Consider the following 21,507-nt stretch of genomic DNA (forward strand, 5'->3'; position numbering starts at 1 on the left):
GAGCCGTGCACGAGCGGTGCAGGGGACATCGCCGTGGCGCGAAGGGCGCGTGCAATGCCTTCACTCCAGATGGCTATCATGTGGCTCTCTTTCAGCGTAGGCAGTGCTTGTGTCGGTAGCTCTGGTCTGGTTCCGCCGTGATCTTCGTCTTCAGGACAACCCGGCATTGCAGGCCGCGCTGGAGGCGGGGCATACCCCGGTGCCGGTTTATATCCATGCACCGGACGAGGAGGGTGCGTGGGCGCCGGGCGGTGCGTCGAACGCATGGCTGCACCGCTCGCTGGCCGCGCTGGATGCGGACCTGCGTGCGCGCGGGTCGGCGCTGGTGCTGCGCCAGGGGGACAGCCAGGCGCAGCTGCAGGCGCTGATCGACGAAACCCGCGCCGAGGCGGTGTACTGGAACCGCAAGTACGAACCGGCCACGCAACCGCGCGATGCCCGGATCAAGCGCGAACTGCGCGAGCAGGGCATCGAGGCGACCAGCTGCAACGGCAGCCTGATGTTCGAGCCGTGGGATATCGCCACGCTGCAGGGCGGGCCCTACAAGGTATTCACTCCGTTCTGGCGCAACGCGCTGACCCGCATGAATATTCCGGCGGCCACCCGGCTGCCGCAGACCCTGCCGCCGCACGCTGCAAAAGGCGTGGCACTGAACACCTTGGGACTGGCGCCGACGCTGGACTGGGACAAGCAGTTCTGGGAGCACTGGCAACCCGGCGAAACCGGCGCGCAGGAAGCGCTGTCGGTGTTCATCGACGGTGCGTTGAACGGCTACCGCCAGCAGCGCGATCTGCCCGACCGCGTGGGTACGTCACTGCTGTCGCCGCACCTGCACTTCGGCGAAGTCTCGCCGTGGCAGATCGTGCGGCGGCTGGAAGCAGAGCGCAGCGCCAGCCGCGATGCCGATATCGATGGCTACATACGCGAGCTGGGCTGGCGTGAGTTTTCCTACCACCTGCTGCACCACTTCCCGCAGACCCCCGAACAGAACCTCAACCCGCGGTTCGCGAACTTCAGCTGGGCCAAGCCGAACGCGACACAGCTGCAGGCCTGGCAGCAGGGGCGTACCGGGGTGCCGATCGTCGATGCGGGGCTGCGCGAGCTGTGGGCCACCGGCTACATGCACAACCGCGTGCGGATGATCGTGGCCAGCTTCCTGTGCAAGCACATGCGCCAGCACTGGCTGCACGGCGCGCGCTGGTTCTGGGACACGCTGGTGGACGCGGACCTGGCCAACAACACCATGGGCTGGCAGTGGGTGGCCGGCACCGGTGCGGATGCGGCGCCGTATTTCCGGATATTCAACCCGGTCACGCAGTCGCAGAAGTTCGATCCGCATGCGCGTTACATCACCCGCTGGGTGCCCGAACTGGCGCCGTTGCCAGTGAAGGCACGCTTCGCACCGTGGCAGTCGCCGTCGTTGCTGGCAGAGCTGGCGTCGGGCTATCCGGCGGTGCCACTGGTGGATCTGGCGGCCGGCCGCGAGGCGGCATTGGCCGCGTATCGGCACACCGGCTGATGCCCCAAAGCTGAACGAAATGCCGAATCCGTGCGTGTTCATCATGCCGGCATCGCGTCGGCGTGTTTATGCTTCTGGCCGTTCGCACGCCGACCGCCGGCACTTCAGGAGAAAACACATGATCCGATCCGCACCCCGCAACGTGGCCCTGGCCCTGATGACCGCTGCCGCCCTGTCGGCCTGCGCCACCGGTGGTTCCTACGTGCAGAGCGACCAGTACGGCAACCCGGTCGAGCAGCAGAGCCGCACCGGCCGCAATGCGCTGATCGGCACCGCCATCGGCGTGGCCGCCGGCCTGCTGACCGGTGACAGCGCGACCGAACGTCGCCAGCACGCGATGGTGGGTGCGGGTATTGGCGCGCTTGCCGGCGCCGGCGTGGGTGCGTATCAGAACAAGCAGGAACGTGAGCTGCGCGAGCGCACCGCCAACACTGGTATTGACGTGCAGCGCCAGGGCGACAACATCGTGCTCAACCTGCCCGATGGCGTGACCTTCGACTTCGGCAAGTCGCAGCTGAAGCCGCAGTTCTACGGTGCGCTCAACGGCGTGGCGAGCACGCTGAACGAATACAACCAGACCATGATCGAAGTGGTTGGCCACACGGACAGCATTGGTAGTGACGCGGTCAACAACAAGCTGTCCAAGGAACGCGCCGATTCGGTTGCGCAGTACCTGACCGCCCAGGGCGTTCAGAGCGTGCGTATCGAGACGCTGGGTGCCGGCAAGGCCTACCCGATCGCCGATAACAGCACCGACGCCGGTCGCGCCAAGAACCGCCGCGTGGAAATCCGCGTGATTCCGTTGCAGCAATAAAAGGCGCAAGCGCCTTTTATTGCTGCGTTGCATCGGCCACGCCGATGCAACGCAAAAATGCCGCCCCAACGGGCGGCATTTTCTGTAGAGCCGACTGTTAGTCGGCTGCACCGTCGGCATGCAGGAAGACGCGCTTCGCGCGTAGCCGACTAACAGTCGGCTCTACCTGCCGGCTCGGCCTGCCGCACCACCGCGACGATCAGGCCGTCACCGTCTCCAGGATCCGCTTCCCGGTCTCCTGCAGCTCCGCTTCGGCTTCCTTCTGCTGCTGCTTGGCCAGCTTCGCCGCCGGGCACTGGGCCAGCATGTAGTTTGCGTCGAAGTTGAGCTTTTCGACCAGGAAATCGACGAACGCGCGCACCTTCGGCGACACCAGCCGGCCGCCGGCGAACACCGCGTTGAAGTCCACTTCCGGGCCGGTCCAGCCCGCCAGCACACGGCGCACCATGCCCGATTCGATGAACGGCTTGGCCATCACATCGCCGGTGAGCAGCAGCCCCTCACCGCAGACCAGCGCGCCATTCAACGCCGACGGATCGTTGGCCACCAGCAGTGGATTGACCGGGAAATCGCGCAGGTCGCCGCCGTTCTCGCCCAGCTGCCAGAAGAACCGATTGTTGTTGAGGTTGCGGGCCTTGCGCATCGCCAGGATGCGGTGGAACTGCAGTTCGTCCGGGTGCAGCGGCTCGCCGTAGCGTTCGATGTAGGCGGGGCTGGCAAACACCTGCGTGCGCAGGCTGCCGAGCTTGCGCGCCACCAGGTTCGAATCGGGCAGGGCGCCCACGCGCAGCGCCAGGTCCGCTTCACCCGCGATGAGGTCGAGCTTTTCGTTGCCCAGGTGCATGTCCAGCTGGATCTCCGGATACTGGGCGTGGAACTGCCCCAGCAGCGGTGCGATCCAGGTGATGCCGATCGAATAGGGCACGGTGAAGCGCAGCCAGCCACGTGGGCCGGACTGCAACTGGTTGACCGCGCCTTCGGCCTCTTCCAGCTCGCGCGCGATGCGCTGGCAATGTTCGTGGTACACCGAGCCGGCCTCGGTCAGGCCCAGCCGGCGCGTGGTCCGGTGCAGCAGGCGTGCGCCCAGGCGCGTTTCCAGTTCCTGCACTTTGCGGCTGACGGTGGTCTTGGGCAGGCCGAGCGCGTTGGCAGCGGCAATGAAACTGCCTTGCTCGACCACCTTGACGAAGATCAGCGTGTCGTTGAGATCGTGGGCCATGACGGAGTCCATATCGGGGGATGGGTAGGGTGCCCGAAAGATTGTGCCGGGTACGGGACGATTATTCCCCTTAATTCGGACTAATCAAGGGGGAGTTCGAGGACTAATCTGGCGCCATTCCCGAATTGGAGGACGCCAACCATGTGGTTGCAGAACATTCTAGGCCGCGTCATCGGTGGCCGCACGCCCTCGCTGGACCTGGCCCTGACCGTTGAAAAGCGCCCCTCGGCCTTCTCCGGCAAGGCTTTCCGCGAGTTCACCCCGCCCGCCAACCTGCAGCGCGGCGGGAGCCTGCGCCTGGGTGCCCGCAGCGGCGGCCGACTGGGCCGAATTGGGATTATCCCGGCGACGGGAGTTAAAGTCCCATGAACGGGACACTGGCCCCCGAAGTGCTGGTGCTTGGCGGCACCGGCAGCGTCGGGCAGGGCATCGTGGCTGCGCTGCTGGAGGCCGGCAGCCCGGTCCTGGTGGTTGGCCGCGACCCGGGCCGGCTTGCAGCGCTGCGCGAGCAGTTTGCCGACGAGCCGGGGCTGGAAACGCTGTTGGGCTCGCTCGCAGACGATGGCTCGGCGCTGGCCCTGGCCGAACGCATCGCGCAGCGGCCGCGCACGCTTGCTGCGGTCATCGATGCCATGGGCGGCCCCTATAACCGTGGTCGGGTCATCGACCGCAGCGGCGATGCGCTGCTGCAGGCGCTGCAGGCCGACGTGATGCCGCACGTGCACGCCGGCCGCCGCCTGCTGCCGCTGCTGCAGAGTGAAGGCCACCCGCGCCGCTATGTGCTGGTCGGCAGCCCGGCCGGCTTCAAGCCGTGGGCCGGCTATGGCGAAAGCTCCATCACCGGCGCCGCCACGCGCATGTACGCGCAGGTGCTGCACCAGGAAGCGCAGGCCCTGGGCGTGCGCGCGCAGATGCTGGAAGTGTGCAACCCGGTGTGCACGCCGACCAACGCCGCCAACGCCTGCATCGAATGGCCGAGCGCGCTGCTGGTCGGCCGCCGCGTGGTTTCCCTGCTCGACAACTGCGTCGACAACCGCGCCATCGTGCGCTGCGACACCCGCGATGCGGAACTTCCGCGTGGACTGCTGCAACTGGACCGACCTCCCGCTTGGCGCGACATCGCCGGTGTCGCTTGACCTTTACCTAGGTTCAGGTCCCAGGCTACCGCCCCCGGCAGTACCACGTGATTTTGTTTTTCTTTGACCACCCCTACGTACGGATGCATTCCATGACTTCCTCCAATTCCACTCCGCATCGCTTCTCCCGACGGCTGGCCATGGCCGGCGTGTCGATCCTGGCCGCCGCGGTGCTGACCGCGTGCAGCGGCAGCCAGGCCGAAACCGCCGGCCCGCCGCCGCCGCAGGTCAGCGCCGCGCCGGTGCTGGTCAAGCCGGTCAGCCAGTGGGACGACTTCAGCGGCCGCGTCGAGGCGGTGCAGAGCGTCGAACTGCGCCCGCGCGTGTCCGGCTACATCGACAAGGTCAACTACGTCGAAGGCGACGAAGTGAAGAAGGGCGATGTGCTCTTCACCATCGACGCGCGCAGCTACCAGGCCGAGTACGACCGCGCCCGTGCCGAACTCACCCGCGCCCGCACCCAGTCCACCCTGGCGCGCAGCGAGTCCGAGCGCGCCAAGAAGCTGTCCGAGCAGCAGGCCATCTCCACCGAATCCTGGGAGCAGCGCCGCGCCGCCGCCGACCAGGCCGGTGCCAACGTGCAGGCCGCGCAGGCCGCGTTGGATGCGGCGGCACTGAACCTGGAATTCACCAAGGTGCGCGCCCCCATCAACGGCCGCGCAGGCCGCGCGATGGTCACCGCCGGCAACTTGGTCACCGCGGGCGACAGCGCGAGCGTGCTGACCACGCTGGTCTCGCTGGACACCGTGTTCGTGTACTTCGATGCCGACGAGGGCACCTTCCTGCGGTACGCGCAGATGGCACGCAAGGGCGAGCGCCCGAGCGAGCGCGACAGCGAGCTGCCGGTGAAGGTCGGCCTGTCCGGTGAAGAGGGCTTCCCGCATGCGGGCAAGGTCGACTTCCTGGACAACCAGGTCACCCGGAGCACCGGCACCATCCGCGTGCGTGCGCTGCTGGACAACGCCGACCGCGCCTTCACCCCGGGGCTGTTCGCCCGCGTGCAGCTGCTCGGCAGCGGCGAGTTCCAGGCCATGCTGATCGACGACAAGGCCGTGCTCACCGACCAGGACCGCAAGTACGTGTACGTGGTCGACAAGGAAGGCAAGGCGCAGCGCCGCGACATCCAGCTGGGCCGCACCGCCGAAGGCCTGCGTATCGTGCAGCAGGGGCTGGCGGCCGGCGACCGGGTGATCATCGATGGCGTGCAGAAGGTGTTCATGCCGGGGATGCCGGTGCAGGCCAAGGCGGTTGCGATGCAGCCGGCTGCGGCGGCTGCGCCTGTTGCATTGAATTGAAGAGCAGCCGACCAACGGTCGGCTCTACCGTGTCTTTCAACGCCCCGTGGGGCACCGCTCCCGCTGTCGTCTTCGACAGCGGCAGGGGTGCTGCACGCCGGCGTTGGTGAAAACCCAGGAATCCCCTAATGGACTTTTCCCGTTTCTTCATCGACAGGCCGATTTTCGCGGCGGTGCTGTCGATCGTGATCTTCGCCGCCGGCCTGATCTCCATACCCATGCTGCCGATCGGCGAGTACCCCGAAGTGGTGCCGCCCTCGGTGGTGGTGCGCACCGTGTACCCGGGTGCGAACCCGAAGGTGATCGCCGAAACCGTGGCCACCCCGCTGGAAGAGGCGATCAACGGCGTTGAGGGCATGATGTACCTCAAGTCGGTGGCCGGTTCGGACGGCGTGCTGCAGATGACCGTCACCTTCCGCCCGGGCACCGACCCGGACGATGCGGCGGTGAAGGTGCAGAACCGCGTGGCCCAGGCCCAGGCACGCCTGCCGGAAGATGTGCGGCGGCAGGGTGTGACCACCCAGAAGCAGTCGCCCACCTTCCTGATGGTGGTGCACCTGACCTCGCCGAAGGGCAAGTACGACACCCTGTACCTGCGCAACTACGCCCGCCTGCACGTCAAGGACGCGCTGGCGCGCATCCAGGGCGTGGGCGACGCGCAGATCTTCGGTGGCGGCGACTACGCCATGCGTGCCTGGCTGGACCCGGACAAGGTGGCCGCGCGCGGCCTGACCGCCAGCGACGTGGTGCGCGCCATGCGCGAACAGAACGTGCAGGTCTCGGCCGGCCAGCTCGGCGCCGAGCCGATGCCCAACAGCCAGTTCCTGACCCTGATCAATGCCCAGGGCCGCCTGCGCAGCGAGCAGGAGTTCGGTGACATCGTGCTCAAGGCCGGTACCGACGGTGAAGTAGTGCGGCTGTCCGACGTGGCCCGGGTGGAACTGGGTGCCGGCGATTACACCCTGCGCTCGCAGCTGGATGGCAAGAACGCGGTGGGCATCGGTATCTTCCAGGCCCCGGGTGCCAACGCGCTGGAGATCCGCGATGCGGTGATCGGCACGATGGACGAGATGCAGAAGACCTTCCCGGACGACGTCAAGTACGAAGCGGTGTACGACACCACCATCTTCGTGCGCGACTCGATCAAGGCGGTGGTCTCCACGCTGCTGGAGGCCATCGCGCTGGTGGTGCTGGTGGTGATCCTGTTCCTGCAGACCTGGCGCGCCTCGATCATTCCGCTGATCGCCGTGCCGGTGTCCATCGTGGGTACGTTTGCTGCGCTGTACGTGCTGGGCTTCTCGATCAACACGCTGAGCCTGTTCGGGCTGGTGCTGGCGATCGGCATCGTGGTCGACGACGCGATCGTGGTGGTGGAAAACGTCGAACGCAACATCGAAGAGGGCCTGACCCCGCTTGCCGCGGCGCACCAGGCCATGAAGGAAGTGTCCGGGCCGATCGTCGCGATCGCGCTGGTGCTGTGCGCGGTGTTCGTGCCGATGGCATTCCTGTCCGGTGTGACCGGCCAGTTCTACAAGCAGTTCGCCGTCACCATCGCCATCTCCACGGTGATCTCGGCGATCAACTCGCTGACCCTGTCGCCGGCGCTGGCCGCGCGCCTGCTCAAGCCGCACGATGCGGCCAAGGATGCGCCGACCCGCATCATCGACCGCCTGTTCGGCTGGGTATTCCGTCCGTTCAACCGCTTCTTCAAGTCCAGCTCGGAGAAGTACGAGCGCGGCGTGTCGAAGATCCTGGGTCGTCGTGGCGCCGTTTTCCTGGTGTATGCGGTGCTGCTGGTCGCCACCGGTTTCATCTTCAAGGTGGTGCCGCCGGGCTTCATCCCGACCCAGGACAAGCTGTACCTGATCGCCGGTGTGAAACTGCCGGAAGGGTCGTCCATTGCCCGTACCGATGAAATGCTGCGCAAGGTGGCCAGGATCGCCCAGGAAACCGAAGGCGTGGCGCACACCATTTCGTTCCCGGGCCTGAACGCGCTGCAGTTCACCAACACGCCCAACACCGGCGTGGCGTTCATTCCGCTCAAGCCGTTCAACGAGCGCCATGGTCGCACCGCTGCCGAGATCAACGCCGAGATCAACCAGAAGATCGCCGGGCTGCAGGAAGGCTTCGCCTTCGCGATGATGCCGCCGCCGATCCTGGGCCTGGGCAACGGCAACGGCTACCAGATGTTCATCGAAGACCGCGGCAACCTGGGCTACGGTGCGTTGCAGACGGCGGTGAGCCAGATGCAGGGTGCGGTGGCGCAGACCCCGGGCATGGCCTTCCCGATCACCAGCTACCAGGCCAACGTGCCGCAGCTGGATGCCGAAGTGGACCGGGTCAAGGCCAAGGCGCAGGGCGTGCAGCTCACCGAGCTGTTCGACACCCTGCAGACCTACCTGGGTTCGTCCTACGTCAACGACTTCAACGAGTTCGGTCGTACCTGGCAGGTGATCGCCCAGGCGGACGGCCAGTTCCGCAACAGCGTGGAAGACATCGGCAAGCTGCGTACCCGCAACGACCGTGGCGAGATGGTGCCGATCGGTTCAATGGTGACCGTCAAGGAAACCTACGGCCCGGACCCGGTGCTGCGCTTCAACGGCTACCCGGCCGCGGACCTGGCCGGCGAAGCCGACCCGCGCCTGCTGTCGTCGGCCGAAGCGATGAACAACCTGACCGAGATCGCCGCCAAGGTGCTGCCGGTGGGCATGACCACCGAATGGACCGACCTGAGCTACCAGCAGGCCACCCAGGGCAAGGCCGCCTTCATCGTATTCCCGGTGGCGATCCTGCTGGCGTTCCTGGTGCTGGCCGCCCTGTACGAGAGCTGGTCGCTGCCGCTGGCGGTGATCCTGATCGTGCCGATGACGTTGCTGTCGGCCCTGTTCGGCGTATGGTTGACCGGCGGTGACAACAACGTGTTCGTGCAGGTGGGCCTGGTGGTGCTGATGGGCCTGGCGTGCAAGAACGCGATCCTGATCGTCGAATTCGCCCGCGAGCTGGAAATGGGCGGCAAGGGGATCGTGGAAGCCGCGCTGGAAGCGTGCCGCCTGCGTCTGCGTCCGATCGTGATGACCTCCATCGCGTTCATCGCCGGCACCATCCCGCTGGTGGTGTCGCACGGCGCCGGCGCGGAGGTGCGCTCGGTGACCGGTATCACCGTGTTCGCCGGCATGCTCGGTGTGACCCTGTTCGGCCTGTTCCTGACCCCGGTGTTCTACGTGGCGCTGCGCAAGTTCGTCAGCCGCAATGGCGGCGGCAAGCTGGTCACCCATGGCGAATCCACCCTGCATCACTGATCCCGACCCCTACGAGGAATCACCCATGAATACCGCTACTTCCAAGATCGCCCTGGTCACCGGTGCCACCCGTGGCATCGGCCTGGAAACCGTGCGCCAGCTGGCCCAGGCCGGCGTGCACACGCTGCTGGCCGGGCGCAAGCGCGACACCGCCGTGGCCGAAGCGCTGAAGCTGCAGGCCGAAGGCCTGCCGGTGGAGGCGATCCAGCTGGACGTCGGTGATGCCGCCAGCATCGCCGCCGCCGTACAGGAGGTCACCGACCGCCATGGCCGGCTGGACATCCTGGTCAACAACGCCGGCATCCTGCTCGACGACCCCGCGCTGGCGCCGTCGGCGCAGACCCTGGACACCTGGCGCCAGACCTTCGACACCAATGTGTTCGCGGTGATTGCGGTCACCCAGGCGTTCCTGCCGTTGATCAAGGCATCGCCGGCCGGGCGTATCGTCAACGTGTCCAGCATCCTCGGCTCGCTGACCCTGCACAGCCAGCCGGGTTCGCCGATCTACGGTTTCGCGGTGCCGGCCTACAACGCGTCCAAGAGCGCGGTGAACGCCTGGACCGTGCAGCTGGCCTATGAGCTGCGCGAGGGCACCACCAAGGTCAACACCGTGCACCCGGGCTACGTGAAAACCGACATGAACCGGGGCGAAGGCGAAATCGAAATCGCCGATGGCGCGCGCTCCAGCGTGGGCATGGCGCTGATCGGTGCCGATGGCCCGAACGGCAGCTTCACCTACCTGGGCGAGGTGCTGCCATGGTGATCCGTGTGTTGACCGCCGCCGTTGCCAGCGCGCTGCTGGCCGGCTGCGTCAGCGTCGGCCCCAACTACCAGGCACCACCGGCGCAGCCGGTGGTCCTGCAGGGCGCCGCCGCGCCGGTGTTCAGCACCACCTCGCCGGTGGCCAGCTGGTGGGCGCAGTTCGATGACCCGGTGCTGGAACAACTGGTGCACGACGCCCTGGGCGACAACCTGGACCTGCGCATCGCGATGGCGCGCGTGCGCGAAGCCCGTGCGGTGTTCGTCGAGCAGCGCCTGGACCAGCTGCCACACGTGACCAGCGGCGGCAGCTACGACCGCCGCAAGCAGCCGGACCTGACCGCCGGTGGCGAGCGTGTCTTCAGCGAGACCTACCAGCTTGGTTTTGACGCCGGCTGGGAGCTGGATCTGTTCGGTCGCCAGCGCCGTGCCGCCGAAGCGGCGCGTGCCGACCTGGGCGCCGAGCAGGACAACCTGGCCGACGCCCAGGTCACGGTGGCCGCCGAAGTGGCGCGCAACTACTTCGAACTGCGCGGCACCCAGAAGCGCATCGAAGTCGCCAAGCGCACGCTGGTGAACCTGCGCGACACCCAGAAGCTCACCGAAACCCGGTGGGACCTGGGGGCGGGCAGCGAACTGGACGTGCAGAGCAGCCGGGCGCGGTTGAAGGCGATCGAGGCCGACATTCCGCTGCTGGAAGTGGCCGAAGTGCAGTCGCGGCATCGCCTGGCGGTGCTGCTGGGGCAGCGCCCGGACGGGTTGGACACGCTGCTGGAACCGCGTGATGCCGCGCCGTATGCCAAGGCATTGCCGCTCGGCGATACCACCGACCTGCTGCGCCAGCGTGCCGACGTGCGCGTGGCCGAGCGTCGCCTGGCCGCCGCCACGGCGCGGGTTGGCGTGGCCACCGCTGATCTGTTCCCGCGGATCAGCCTGAGCGGGTTTGTCGGCTTCCTGTCCGGCGATGCCAGCGGGCTGGTCAACGGCAACAACAAGGCGTGGTCGGTGACCCCGTCGATCAGCTGGGCCGCGTTCGATTTCGGTACCGTGAAGGCGCGACTGCGGGCCAGCAAGGCCCAGGCCGACGGCGCGGCGGCCGAGTATGAGAAGGCGGTGCTGCTGGCGCTGGAAGATACCGAGAACGCGTTGACCCGTTATGCCAAGCAGCAGGCCCGCCTGGCCATCGTCGCCGAGCAGGCGCAGGCCGCGCGGCGTGCTGAACAGCTGGCGCAGATCCGCTACCGCGAAGGGTCGGAAGATTTCCTGACCCTGCTGGATGCACAGCGCACCCAGCTGGCGGCTGATGACGCGTTGGCGGCGGCCGAGTCGACGGTGAACGTCAGCGTGGTCGGTGTGTACAAGGCGCTGGGCGGTTGGGGCCAGCAGCAGGATGCAACCCCGCCGGCGGTGGCCGGCACGATGCGGTGAAGGTTCGCGGGGGGCGGCAACAGTCGCCCCCTGCACCTTTTGTAATGGTTCGCCGCAAAGGCGTACCGGAGAACCCCGCGCTGACGGCTTTGCCTCTGCCGGGTAGGAGCGACCCGGTGCTAAAAAAAGTCCCTGCCCGGGGATATGTGTAATGCAACGGAATTGCTGGAAGCCGCCACGTGCGGGAAAGGAAGAACAGGCATCGGCGTCCTCTGGACTGTCCCCAGGCGTGATTGTGTTGCTGGTTGTCGCCGCCCTCACCGTGAGCCTTGGCTTCGCGCGCTTGCCCGACAGCCTGCTCGGCATCGGCGTAGTGGGCGTCGGCGTATTCCTGGCCATCAGCGCCCGGATCTGCCAGGCCCGCGAACAGCATCAGGCCCTGTGCAAAGCACTCGAGGGCCTGCGCCGGGGGTAGCTTCGCATCCCGATCGACTGCCGTTGGGTTTCCGGGAACCGCCTGTGCTCCGTTGAGGGTCACGCGTTACCAGTCAAGGCGTGGACGCGGCCGGGAACACCAGTTCTGCCAGGACCGGGTAGTGGTCCGACGGCACCACGCCGCCCGGTTTCTGGTCCAGCGTGGCGAATCGGTTCACACCAAAGCCGCGGACCAGGATCCAGTCGATCTCGGCGGTGGGCGTATCGCTGAAGTTCTGGAAGGTCAGGCGCGGGCCTTCGACCTTGCGTGCCAGCTTGCGGGCATCGGCCAGCCCAGTGGTGAACGCCGCATACGTGGTGCTGCCCGGTTCGCTGTTGAAATCGCCGGTGACCACCACCGGAATGTCCTTCGGCAGCGCGGCCAGGCGCTGGGTGATCAGCTTGGCGCCCAGTACGCGGCGCGGCTCGTCTTCATCGCGGTAGGGCAGGTGGGTGTTGTACAGGTAGAAGCGCTTGCCGTCGGCGGCACGTTCGAACAGCGCCCAGGTCACCATGCGCGGCATCAGGTTGCCCCAGGTGATGCTGCCGGCCACCTCCGGTGTATCGGACAGCCAGAAGTTGCCCGATTCGACCACCTTCAATGCGGCGCTGTCGTAGAACACGCCCATGTGCTCCTCATTGTCGCCGGGCCCACGCGGCTCGCCGAACCACCGGTAGCCGGGCAGGTGCTGCACCAGGTAGTCAGCCTGGTTGGTCTTGAGCTCCTGGGTACCGAACACCACCGGGTGCTGCTCGCGCAGCAGCGCCACCATCGCATCGCGACGGTCCTCCCAGCGTTTGTTCGGCTCGGTGTCCACCGGGGTGCGGACATTGAATGACATCACCCGCAGCGGCTCGGGCGCCTTGGCCAGGGCGGAGCCGAGCGGCAGCGCCAGCGCGATCAGGGCCAGCAGGGCCGGACGACGAAAACAAGACAACATGGGAATCCCTCCATTCCGTGAAATCGTTTGCAGAGGGTGCCATGGAATGACCGGGCCCGACTATGCGGACGTTGGCGGCAGCGGCGGGCAGCGGCTTAGCTGCCCAGCAGCACGAAACCGACCATCACGTTGATCGCCGTTCCGAGCGCGAACACCCAGAGCGTCGACAGCACGGTGTTGAGCCATGAACGCTGCAGCGCCACCTTCAGCCATCCTGCCTGCACCGCAATGAACCAGGCGGCCGCCACCGCAGAGCTTGCCAGCCCGATGGTGGTGGACAGCTGCCCGGGCAGCCGCACGAACACCATGCTGGTGGACAGTGCCACCGCGAACGGGGCGGTGAGGTAGCACTGCATGAAGAACGGGCGGCGCAGCGATTCGCGGGTCATCGGCACGCGCTTGCGGCGCAGCAGGTGCACCGTGGCCACCAGCGGCCAGATCGCGAAGGTGATCGAGCGGAACAGCAGCAGGCTTTCCTCGTTGCCCAGGACCGAGCGCGACAGGTCACTGGTGCCGACCACGGTCTGGTGCATCAGAAGTTCCACCCCGTGCGCGACCAGCACCGCCAGCATCAGGAACATCGGCGGGCTGATCGCATCGTCGAACTGGCGCTCCAGCTTCTGGGTCAGTTCGGTGTTCACGTACTGCGCCATCCGCCGCGGGTGGACGATCACCCGGTACAGCGTGCGCGGGAAGAACAGGAACCAGGTGCAGAGCTCGTACAGGAACTCTTCGAGCGAACGCAGCAGCTTGAGGAAATCCATGCAGGCCTCGGGCGCGGGGCAGGTCGCGACGCCGCAGGACGCGGCGCCGCCGGTACCAGCATGGCCCAAGGCGCTATCTCATGCCAGCGTCCTGACGCCACTGGTCGAAATAGGTGACCAGCCCTGCGTCGGGCTCCAGCCGCTCCGCAGCGGCCGGCACTGGCTCGGGCACGCGCGCGGAGGCTCCGTAGTCCACCATGTAACGCACCGAGAAGGGTTCGGCGTCCGGGAACCGGTTGCGGAGCTGTTGCATCACCACCCCGCCGCATGAGCGGCAGGTGTCCTGCAGCGTCCACAGCCTGAACGAGACCGCGCGGGGGTGGTCCTGCATGGCGCTGGCGATCAGCCGCTCCGAATCCACCTCGCGGCCGAACGGGCGCCCTTCGAGATTGCCGAGGTTGCGCACAACGGGCAGGCTGGTGATCGTCTTCAAGGGTGCTACGCCCTGCATCGCCTTGCGGGCATCGACGAAGCGGGTGCCGTCACCGAGCGATGCGTCTTGCCGCAACTGGACGTTGCGCCCCCGCTTTCCACCGGAGAGCGCGTACTCGATGGTCCGCTTGCCGTCATCGTCGATGATCTCGGCAAACGCCAGGTTGGCGCCCTTCAGGTGCGCCTGGATCGAGCGGCCGGTATCCGGCAGGGCCAGCGCGGCCGCGTCCACCGGCTGCCAGGTGCCCTTGCCACCGGTCGCCGGCAGCAGCGCATTGAGCACGTCGGCAACCTGGCCGCGTTCTTCTTCCGTGGCGCTGCCCATCGCCTTCCAGTCCGGGATGCGGCGACGCGCGATCTGGACGAAGCCGAGCTGCTCCCGCTCGCCGGTCAGCACTCTGTCAGCGTAGCGCTTGAGCACATCCGGGCGCCCGTGCGCGGCGAAGTAGTCGACGTACGCGTCGTAGGTAGGGAACTGCGCCAGCTGGTCCTCGCTCAGGCCGGGGCGGATGAAGCTGTACGCCAGGCGCGCGATGTTCTCCCGGTCCTGTTCCAGGTACGGGCGCAGCAGGTTCATCCGGTAGCCTTCTGACGTGCGCAGGTAGGCATGGATGGCTGCCGCGTCGCGCTCGTTCTGCAGGCGGGTGAACTGCACTTCGGCGCCGGCCTCGAGGGCATCCGGCAGCGCGGCCTGGTAGAACACCCCATCATCGGGCTCGATGCACAACCCGCGCAGGAACGGTGTTTCCACCCGGATCGCACGCAGGCGGCGCGCATCGGCGATACCGGGAACCAGTGCGCCGAGGTCCACCACCGGCAGCGTCTGCCGCAGGCGCGTCAGATCTGCCGCCTGCGCCGACGCACCCAGGCCGAAGTCCGGCGCATCCACCAGCGTGCCGCGCAGCGTGTCGGGATAGCTCACGCTGGCGGGCAGGCCGAGCGCGTCGCGCAGCGCCGCCGGCAGCGGGGGCAACGTCGGGGGTGCGCCCTTCGCCGACGGGGTCCACGCGCAGAACTCGCCCTTGTGCACCATCAGGCGCAGCGTTTCACCGGTGTCGGGGGAGACGTGGGCCAGGTCCAGGGTGAACTCGCGGGTGGCAGCGGCAAGGGCGTCCATGCGCTCCGGTGGAAGGGTGCCGACGTCAAGGTCGCTGGCCGCATCCGGGACGAAGCGCAGTCGCGACTGCCGCGCACACGGCAGCATCTCCAGCGAACGCCGCGGGCGGCAGCTGCCCGGCAGCGGCTGCCAGTGACCGGGACCGGTGGGCCGCGCGTTGGCAGGCAGAGCTTGCAGTGCGTCGCCATCGGCGTTGAGGCGGTAGCGTTGGCCTTGCAGCAGTACGTCCCACTCGTCATCTCCGTGTGCGAGGAACTGCACGGGCGTATCGCCCACCGATACCTGCAGGCCCTGTTCCGTGCGGCGTGCCGGAATCGTGGACGGCAGCTCGTGCTCGAAGGTGAATTCCTCCAGTGGCGGCCCATAGGCGTGACCTGTGATCAGGTCGAAGCGGTGCCAGGACGTGCGCTGCGCGACAACCAGCGCCACGCTGCCGTCGGCCAGCCGCGCCTCGGCCAGCGATGGCGTTCGGGTCTTCAGGGCCTCCACCGCGCCTGCCGGCGCAGCGCCCTGCGAGACAGCGCGCTCCACGGCCAGCGCTGATCCGTCCAGCGCGGTGCCGCTGCGCAGCGCCCGGCGCAGCCAACCTGCGCCCTCCAGCGCACTGTTCCAGGCATGGCTGCCTGCCCACAAGGCGCCCTTGCCAACCGTTTCGATCGTGCCCAGGCCGCCCTTGCGCGCGACGTCCTTGCCCAGCGTCACCAGCGCGCTGCCGGCCTCGGCGGCAATCGACTGGATGGTGCGCTCGCCGGCCGCTTCCGCGATGCGCACGGTGCAGGCGACGAACCTGCCCACCTCCAGCACGGGTGCGTCCATCGCACACTTGGCGAGCGTGCCCAATGACAGGTCACCGGCCTGCAGCTGCTCGGCGCAGCCGTACCCCGGCACCGCGAATTCGGCCAACTCGTTCAGCACATGCAGCTCGCGCTTCCGCCGTTGTTCCAGCCCGGTCAGGCGGGCCAGCTCCTCGTTGCGGACGCGGTCCAGCACCGGCTGCCACAGGTGCGTGGCGGCCAGTTTGGCGATGCCGCTCAGCTTCTGCCCATCGCTGCCGCGGATGGCCACGCCGGAAGACGCCAGCGACAGACCCGGCAGCGGGTTGAGGCCGTTGCCATCGCGGGTGCGCCGCACCGCGCCGCTGATCAGTCCTTCAAAATCGATCAGCGGCCCGAGCACCGGGTCCGCCCATGCCCGGCGTGCCATGCCGGCCTGCGGCACGATTTCGTAATACACCGGTGCGTCATCGCTATCGGCCGGATCGCAGCGCAACAACAGGCCCTGGTCGGCCTGGCGGCCATCGCAGCTGACCCGCAGCGTGCTGCACGTCGCCTCCTGCAGCAGCTGGCGGTCCTCCGCCGGCAGGCCCTCCAGTGCCGTGGTGATCAGGCCGGCCAGGCCGGACTCCACGCGCCGCTGGTAGGTATCGAATTCGGCAGCGTAGCGGTCTGCGGTGGTGGGTCCGGAGGTGGACAGATAGGCATCCGCCACCAGCAGTGCCTGCAGCGAATCATCGTTGGTGACCAGGATCCGCTGCTGCGGATCGTCGGGCGGATCACCGCCCGCGGCCGAGGGTTTGCCCAACGCGTAGAGATGCGATTCGAATGCCACCAGGCGCGACGGCACGATGCCATGCTGCGCCAGGTAGTCCTCGCCGATATCCGCCGGGCGCTGCGACCACAGCGCTGGCGGCACGCCGGCTTCGCGCAGCGTTTGTGCCGCAACGTCCATGCGTCGCGGTGCGGGGCTTCCCAGCTGCTCCACATGCAACGCGTGCTGGCCCTGCTGCGCCTGCAGGAAGGCGAGTGCATCGCTGATCTGCTGCCCGCTTATCGCATCGAGCCGGGTGTTGGGGGGAATCACGCCGTGCGCGCTCGCACAGACCACCGCCGCCGGCACAAGCGTGCGTGCCCACGCCTCATGCAGTGCATCGTGCTCGCCTGCGGCATCCACGGGCTTCGCCAGCTGCGCGGGCAGGGCGGTGACCGTGTCGAAGTCGAGTCGACCGCAGGCACCGGGCTGCATGGCATTCACGAACGTCGCGGCATGCAGCAGCGACACGCTCAGGGGCGAGCTTGCATAGCCCAGCCACTCCGGAATGCCGCTGACCAGCAGCGCAGGCTGCTCCAGCTCGCTGGCCAGCATCCAGTACACGATCTCCAGTGCCGCCGGTGATGCGCCGGGGTTGGTCTGCAGCACCGCATCGCGCAGCTCGCGGGCGAGGTCGGTAAAGCGCGCATCGACCACGCTGGGCGAGGCGAATCGATCACGCAGGACGTCGATCCGGTCAAGGCCCACATAGCGTTCCAGCATCAACGTTGCCAGCAGCGACTGCGCGCCACGCGGCGACGCTGTCTCTCCCGCGCTGCCGCCGTGCCAGCCGGCCTCGGCCAGCAGCGGCCGGCAGAACTCGGCGAACTGGCGGGTGCGGCTCATCAGCGCCCACGCGTCCACGGCCGCCAATGGCGCCGCATCGCTGTCGCGCTCACTGCGTGGGTGCAGCACCGAAAGCCCGAAACGGTCGAGCAGGGTATCCAGTTCGGGCAGGCGGGATGGGTCAAGGCCGGACCTGGCCGGTGCGGGCGTTGGCATTTCGCGCAGTGCGTATTCCGGCAGCGCCCGCTCGGTGGCATCGGCGGGTGCGGGAAGATCGCGGCGCGTCGCCAGCAGCGGGAACTGCAGGGGTGCGTCCGGCCCGCTTGCTGCACGCGCACCGGGCGGCAGCAGCACGGTACTGAAGGCGATGGCCTCATCGGTGGTCAATGCCGGGTAACGTGCACGCAGCGCGATCGCCAACGACAATACCGGTGCGCCATCGTCGGCAGCCGTGCGCTCGCCCCATCCGCCCGGTTCCGCAGGTACTGCGAGCTGGGCCTGGGCCGAGGCCGACAGCAGCGCGGTACAGGTGGCGGCTGTCAGCGGAGCGGCATGGTCCAGTCGCGACGGCGCGGTGCCGCCCGGCAGCGGGCGCAGCAGATGGCGCCAGACCGTGCGGCGCGCGTCGTCGCTGCCGCACCAGTCATCGAGCGCGGCGGGTCCTTCCATGATCCGCGTCCACAATTCCGGCACGCCCTGCGCCTGGCGCGTCTGCGCGCGCGAGGCGCTGGCGCGGTTCACCACCTTCACCAGGCCGCGCCGGTTGTCGTAGCCGTCCGGGGCGCGCCATAACGCGGCCAGCGCACTGGCCGGTTGCAGCGTCAGCCATTCGGCGGGTGACAGGTGCCAGGTCGAACCGCGCTCGAATGCCGTTCGCCAGCCGCCCAGCGTTTCACCACCGGGCAACACCGCCAGGGTGCGGAAGAAGCCGTGTGCAAGCTCCGGCGTGACCGCTTCCCTGGCAATGCCCAGCGTCGAGGCGATCAGCTCGCGGCTTTCATCGCCGCGCATGAGCCGCAGCAGGGCGCGCTCCAGCTCCGCTGCCGTGGCCGGGTAGCGCTCGCTGCCCAGTAGATGGCGGATCACCGCACCAGGCAGCGGCCGGCCGATGCTGATCGGCGGCAGCAGCCGGCGCAGCGGCACTGGGTTGCCGCCCAGATCCATGCGTTCGAGCAGGTCCAGTGCCGGCGACGAACGGGTGTCGCCTACCCACGCAAAGAACGCCGCGCAGGTGCTGTACGCCACCGGGTACCAGGGATCGGCACGATCCATCGGCATGTCCAGTCCGGCATACAGCTGCACCACCGGTGCGATCAGCTCACGGGTCAGCACGCGCAGATCGCTGCGGCGCGGATCGATGACCGACTGCAGCGCCGGTTCCAGGTCGTCGTAGCGCGCCAACGACGCGGCAATGTGATGGAACAGCGCGCCCAGTTCGGTCGCCCAGTGCGTGCCCGCCATCGCCGCGCGGCGTTCCAGATGATCACGCCAGTCGGCAACCGCGGGGGCACCGCCGCGCCACTCCCAGCCTTCGCCGAACCGCAACGGATCGACCATGCCGCGCAGGCTGACCAACAGGTCGGCCAGCAGCGCGTCAGCGGCGTCCAGCACCTCGAAGCCGGTGGCATCCAACAGCGCAGGCTCTGCCTCGACCAGCCAGCGCCGGGTCTGTGCCGGGTCCCCAGGATGCTGGACCGGCATGCCGTACGCCTGGCGCATGCGAGCATGGTGGGCGTCCAGCTGGGGCGTGGTCATCGGCACCGCCAAGCGTCCGGCGACGGTATCGGTCTGCCAGGCCAGTGCATCGAAATACGCGTGCGCTGCAGCCAGTGGGACATCCTCCTGCGCCTGCAGATGGCCGACGGCAGCGCTGCCGATGCGGGCCAGCCGGTGCAGCGCGGCAGCATCGGCGTCCTCGTGTGGGCCATGGGTCAGCACGTCCAGCATGCGGGTAAAGGCATAGGCGCGGGCGGCAGCACTGTCGCCGCCTGCAAGCGTGCGCTTGGCGCCTTCGGGCAGCAGCGCGAAATCCTGCAGCGCGGCGTACCATGCGCGCGCGGGAGCGGCATCGAAGAAGGTTGCGAACGCCGCCGGCGTCGGCGTGCGCTGCTGCAGGTCGAGCCCGGCCACGGCGAAGGCATCGGTCACTGCGGCATGCAGGCCGGCGGGCGTGCGCGGGACCTGCCAGTCCAGCGCCCCCCACCAGTCGCGCGGCGGAATGCGGTCCATCAGCGGGACCAGTACCGCCAGTGGCAGCGCACCTTGCATCGGCACCATGGCTTGGGCGGCTGCGCTGCCGAGCAGCGACGGCGTGCCAGTCGGGACGAACGCCGGTACGCCCATGTCGGTGAGTGCACCGGACAGTGCCAGTGGCAGCACAGCGGGATGATGCACAGAGCGCGCCTCTGCAGTGGGTACCATCGCCTGCATCGGCGTCCGCTGTGAAGTTGCAGCAGGTTGTGCTTGGCGTGCCAGCAGCGCACCCATCGCCGCCGCCTGCGCGCGCAGCAGGCCCGGCACGGTGCGCCGCTCTTCCCAGCACTGGCCCGGTTGCGCGAGCGCGGTGCCGGGGCGCTGCCGACCGAGCAGCGCATCGCTGTTCGATGCAGGCGTGGCGGCGCCAGCCGCCGGTGTACAGGCAACGGTCTGCAACGGAAGCATCCAGGCGGCATCGAGGTCCAGCGTCCGCGCGGCATCGACAACCGCATCCGCTGCCCGCGCGGTGTGACCCAGCAGGCGCGCACCCACCGCACCGGCGTACGCCACGCCGAAGCCGGTGCCCAGCATCTGCGGCAACTGCAACGGCACGCTCAACAGGCTGACCAACGCGCGGGCGACGCTGTCATAGCGGCCCAGCGGCATTACCTGTGCCTGGCAGTCGAGGCTGGATTGATGGGATACCGCCAGCAGCTCGAGGGCCAGCGCGTGGGGTGTGACACCTGCGGACGATGCATGGCCTGCATCGGTTGCACCCCCATGAAGCGCCGCCAGGCGCGCGTAAATAGCCTTGATCGCGGACGCATCCAGCGAGTCGAAGACCTTGGGCAGGCCGGCGCGCGGCTCGACCAGACCGGCATCGCGCTGCTGGCGCACATGCCGTAGTGCCCGCTGCAGCGTTCGCGGCGATGCTTCCGGTGCCAGCGCTTGAAGCTGGGCCAGGGCCCAGGCCCAGCGGAGGTGGTCATTCTTTCCACCGAGACGGTCCTTCTGAAGATCCAGCGCCACCGCGCGCGCGTCTGCCTGCCCGTCCTGCTGGCGACGTTCGAGCAGCAGTGCCTGCCATTGCCCGGGTGTGACGTGCATCGGGCGATACAGCGCGTCGCGCAGTCGCTGCAGAAACGGGTCTGCAGCGGCGGTGGCGGCCGTGAGCCGCTGCCGTTCGGTGATGCATTCAACCTCCCAGTGGGCAGTTGGCAGTCGAAGCGCATGCAGCAGCACGCATCGCCATGCCAGCGCCTCTTCCTTTTTGCACACCGGCAGCACGCAGCGCTCTGCCAGCCACTCGGCAATGCCATCCCCAAGTGGCGTTCCCGGCAACCCTCCCTCGATCAGCGCGTGCAACAGCGTGGTGTCGATCGGTGCCGCAGCCAGGCGGTCGGCGAGCGCGCGCAGCCGCATGTGGGGTACTCCGCGCAGCGGCAGCGTAATCACTGATCCCATCACCGTACGGTTGTGCACCTGGCGCGGGCTGGGCATGCGCGTTGGCGGCGACGCGACGGCGGGCACGCGTGCCACGGCAGGTAAACGAGTGGAGAGGACGGGGGAGGGAGACATCGTCGGCACAGGCAGGGCGTCGCGGCAGGCGCAGGGGGCGCGGAAGGGCGCCGATCCTACCCACGGGCTCTGCTGCTGCGATCCACTACATCCATCGAACCTGACTAAACCATTCAAGCGCTGCTTCGAAGTCGTTGCAGGGCGCGGGATCCCGGCAGGCCGTCATCACCCGTGCGCCATCGGGCGGCGGTGTCGGGATCGGAATTGTTGTAGTGACGTGCCG

Annotated in this window: 13 protein-coding genes; 9 read left to right on the forward strand and 4 right to left on the reverse strand. The window is 68.0% G+C overall.

What is annotated here, in order from left to right:
• Nucleotides 1-109: 109 nt before the first annotated feature.
• Both ACQG3P_RS14560 and ACQG3P_RS14565 read left to right on the forward strand, forming a co-directional pair.
• Nucleotides 110-1,519 carry a cryptochrome/photolyase family protein gene (locus ACQG3P_RS14560; RefSeq protein ID WP_426805474.1) on the forward strand — a complete coding sequence of 470 codons (1,410 nt, stop codon included), beginning with the start codon at nt 110-112 and terminating at the stop codon, nt 1,517-1,519.
• Nucleotides 1,520-1,637: 118 nt separating this feature from the next.
• A complete protein-coding gene (locus tag ACQG3P_RS14565; protein ID WP_184124011.1) occupies nt 1,638-2,333 on the forward strand; it encodes an OmpA family protein in 696 nt (231 codons plus the stop codon).
• 199 nt (nt 2,334-2,532) lie between these two features.
• Here ACQG3P_RS14565 and ACQG3P_RS14570 read toward each other — a convergent pair whose 3' ends face one another.
• The gene (locus ACQG3P_RS14570) at nt 2,533-3,552 is read right to left on the reverse strand and encodes a LysR family transcriptional regulator (RefSeq protein WP_068854629.1); all 1,020 of its coding nucleotides are present in this window, start codon (nt 3,550-3,552) and stop codon (nt 2,533-2,535) included.
• 141 nt (nt 3,553-3,693) lie between these two features.
• On the opposite strand from ACQG3P_RS14570, the gene ACQG3P_RS14575 reads away from it, so the two are divergent.
• From ACQG3P_RS14575 to ACQG3P_RS14605, 7 genes are all read left to right on the forward strand, one after another.
• A complete protein-coding gene (locus tag ACQG3P_RS14575) occupies nt 3,694-3,921 on the forward strand; it encodes a hypothetical protein (protein WP_068851096.1) in 228 nt (75 codons plus the stop codon).
• Nucleotides 3,918-4,688, forward strand: coding sequence for an SDR family NAD(P)-dependent oxidoreductase (locus tag ACQG3P_RS14580; RefSeq protein ID WP_426805475.1), 771 nt, complete (start codon nt 3,918-3,920; stop codon nt 4,686-4,688). Before ACQG3P_RS14575 ends, ACQG3P_RS14580 begins: the two co-directional genes overlap by 4 nt.
• Nucleotides 4,689-4,780: 92 nt before the next feature.
• Complete coding sequence (locus ACQG3P_RS14585) at nt 4,781-5,983, forward strand: efflux RND transporter periplasmic adaptor subunit (protein WP_068851102.1); 1,203 nt, start codon at nt 4,781-4,783, stop codon at nt 5,981-5,983.
• A 128-nt stretch (nt 5,984-6,111) separates the two neighbouring features.
• Nucleotides 6,112-9,282 carry an efflux RND transporter permease subunit gene (locus ACQG3P_RS14590; RefSeq protein WP_095364188.1) on the forward strand — a complete coding sequence of 1,057 codons (3,171 nt, stop codon included), beginning with the start codon at nt 6,112-6,114 and terminating at the stop codon, nt 9,280-9,282.
• A gap of 25 nt (nt 9,283-9,307) precedes the next feature.
• Nucleotides 9,308-10,045 carry an SDR family oxidoreductase gene (locus ACQG3P_RS14595; RefSeq protein WP_068851108.1) on the forward strand — a complete coding sequence of 246 codons (738 nt, stop codon included), beginning with the start codon at nt 9,308-9,310 and terminating at the stop codon, nt 10,043-10,045.
• On the forward strand, nt 10,039-11,469 hold the full coding sequence (locus ACQG3P_RS14600; RefSeq protein ID WP_426805476.1) for an efflux transporter outer membrane subunit: 1,431 nt from the start codon (nt 10,039-10,041) through the stop codon (nt 11,467-11,469). Before ACQG3P_RS14595 ends, ACQG3P_RS14600 begins: the two co-directional genes overlap by 7 nt.
• 229 nt (nt 11,470-11,698) lie before the next feature.
• Complete coding sequence (locus ACQG3P_RS14605) at nt 11,699-11,884, forward strand: hypothetical protein (protein WP_306298147.1); 186 nt, start codon at nt 11,699-11,701, stop codon at nt 11,882-11,884.
• Nucleotides 11,885-11,957: 73 nt separating this feature from the next.
• Here ACQG3P_RS14605 and ACQG3P_RS14610 read toward each other — a convergent pair whose 3' ends face one another.
• From ACQG3P_RS14610 to ACQG3P_RS14620, 3 genes are all read right to left on the reverse strand, one after another.
• Nucleotides 11,958-12,824, reverse strand: coding sequence for an endonuclease/exonuclease/phosphatase family protein (locus ACQG3P_RS14610; protein ID WP_426805477.1), 867 nt, complete (start codon nt 12,822-12,824; stop codon nt 11,958-11,960).
• A 95-nt stretch (nt 12,825-12,919) separates the two neighbouring features.
• Nucleotides 12,920-13,588, reverse strand: a complete 669-nt coding sequence (locus tag ACQG3P_RS14615) for a hypothetical protein (protein ID WP_426805478.1) — start codon at nt 13,586-13,588, stop codon at nt 12,920-12,922.
• A 73-nt stretch (nt 13,589-13,661) separates the two neighbouring features.
• On the reverse strand, nt 13,662-21,128 hold the full coding sequence (locus tag ACQG3P_RS14620) for a deaminase domain-containing protein (protein ID WP_426805479.1): 7,467 nt from the start codon (nt 21,126-21,128) through the stop codon (nt 13,662-13,664).
• Nucleotides 21,129-21,507: the final 379 nt, after the last annotated feature.

The sequence above is a fragment of the Stenotrophomonas sp. SrG genome (assembly GCF_050031795.1).
Taxonomy (GTDB): domain Bacteria; phylum Pseudomonadota; class Gammaproteobacteria; order Xanthomonadales; family Xanthomonadaceae; genus Stenotrophomonas; species Stenotrophomonas rhizophila_A.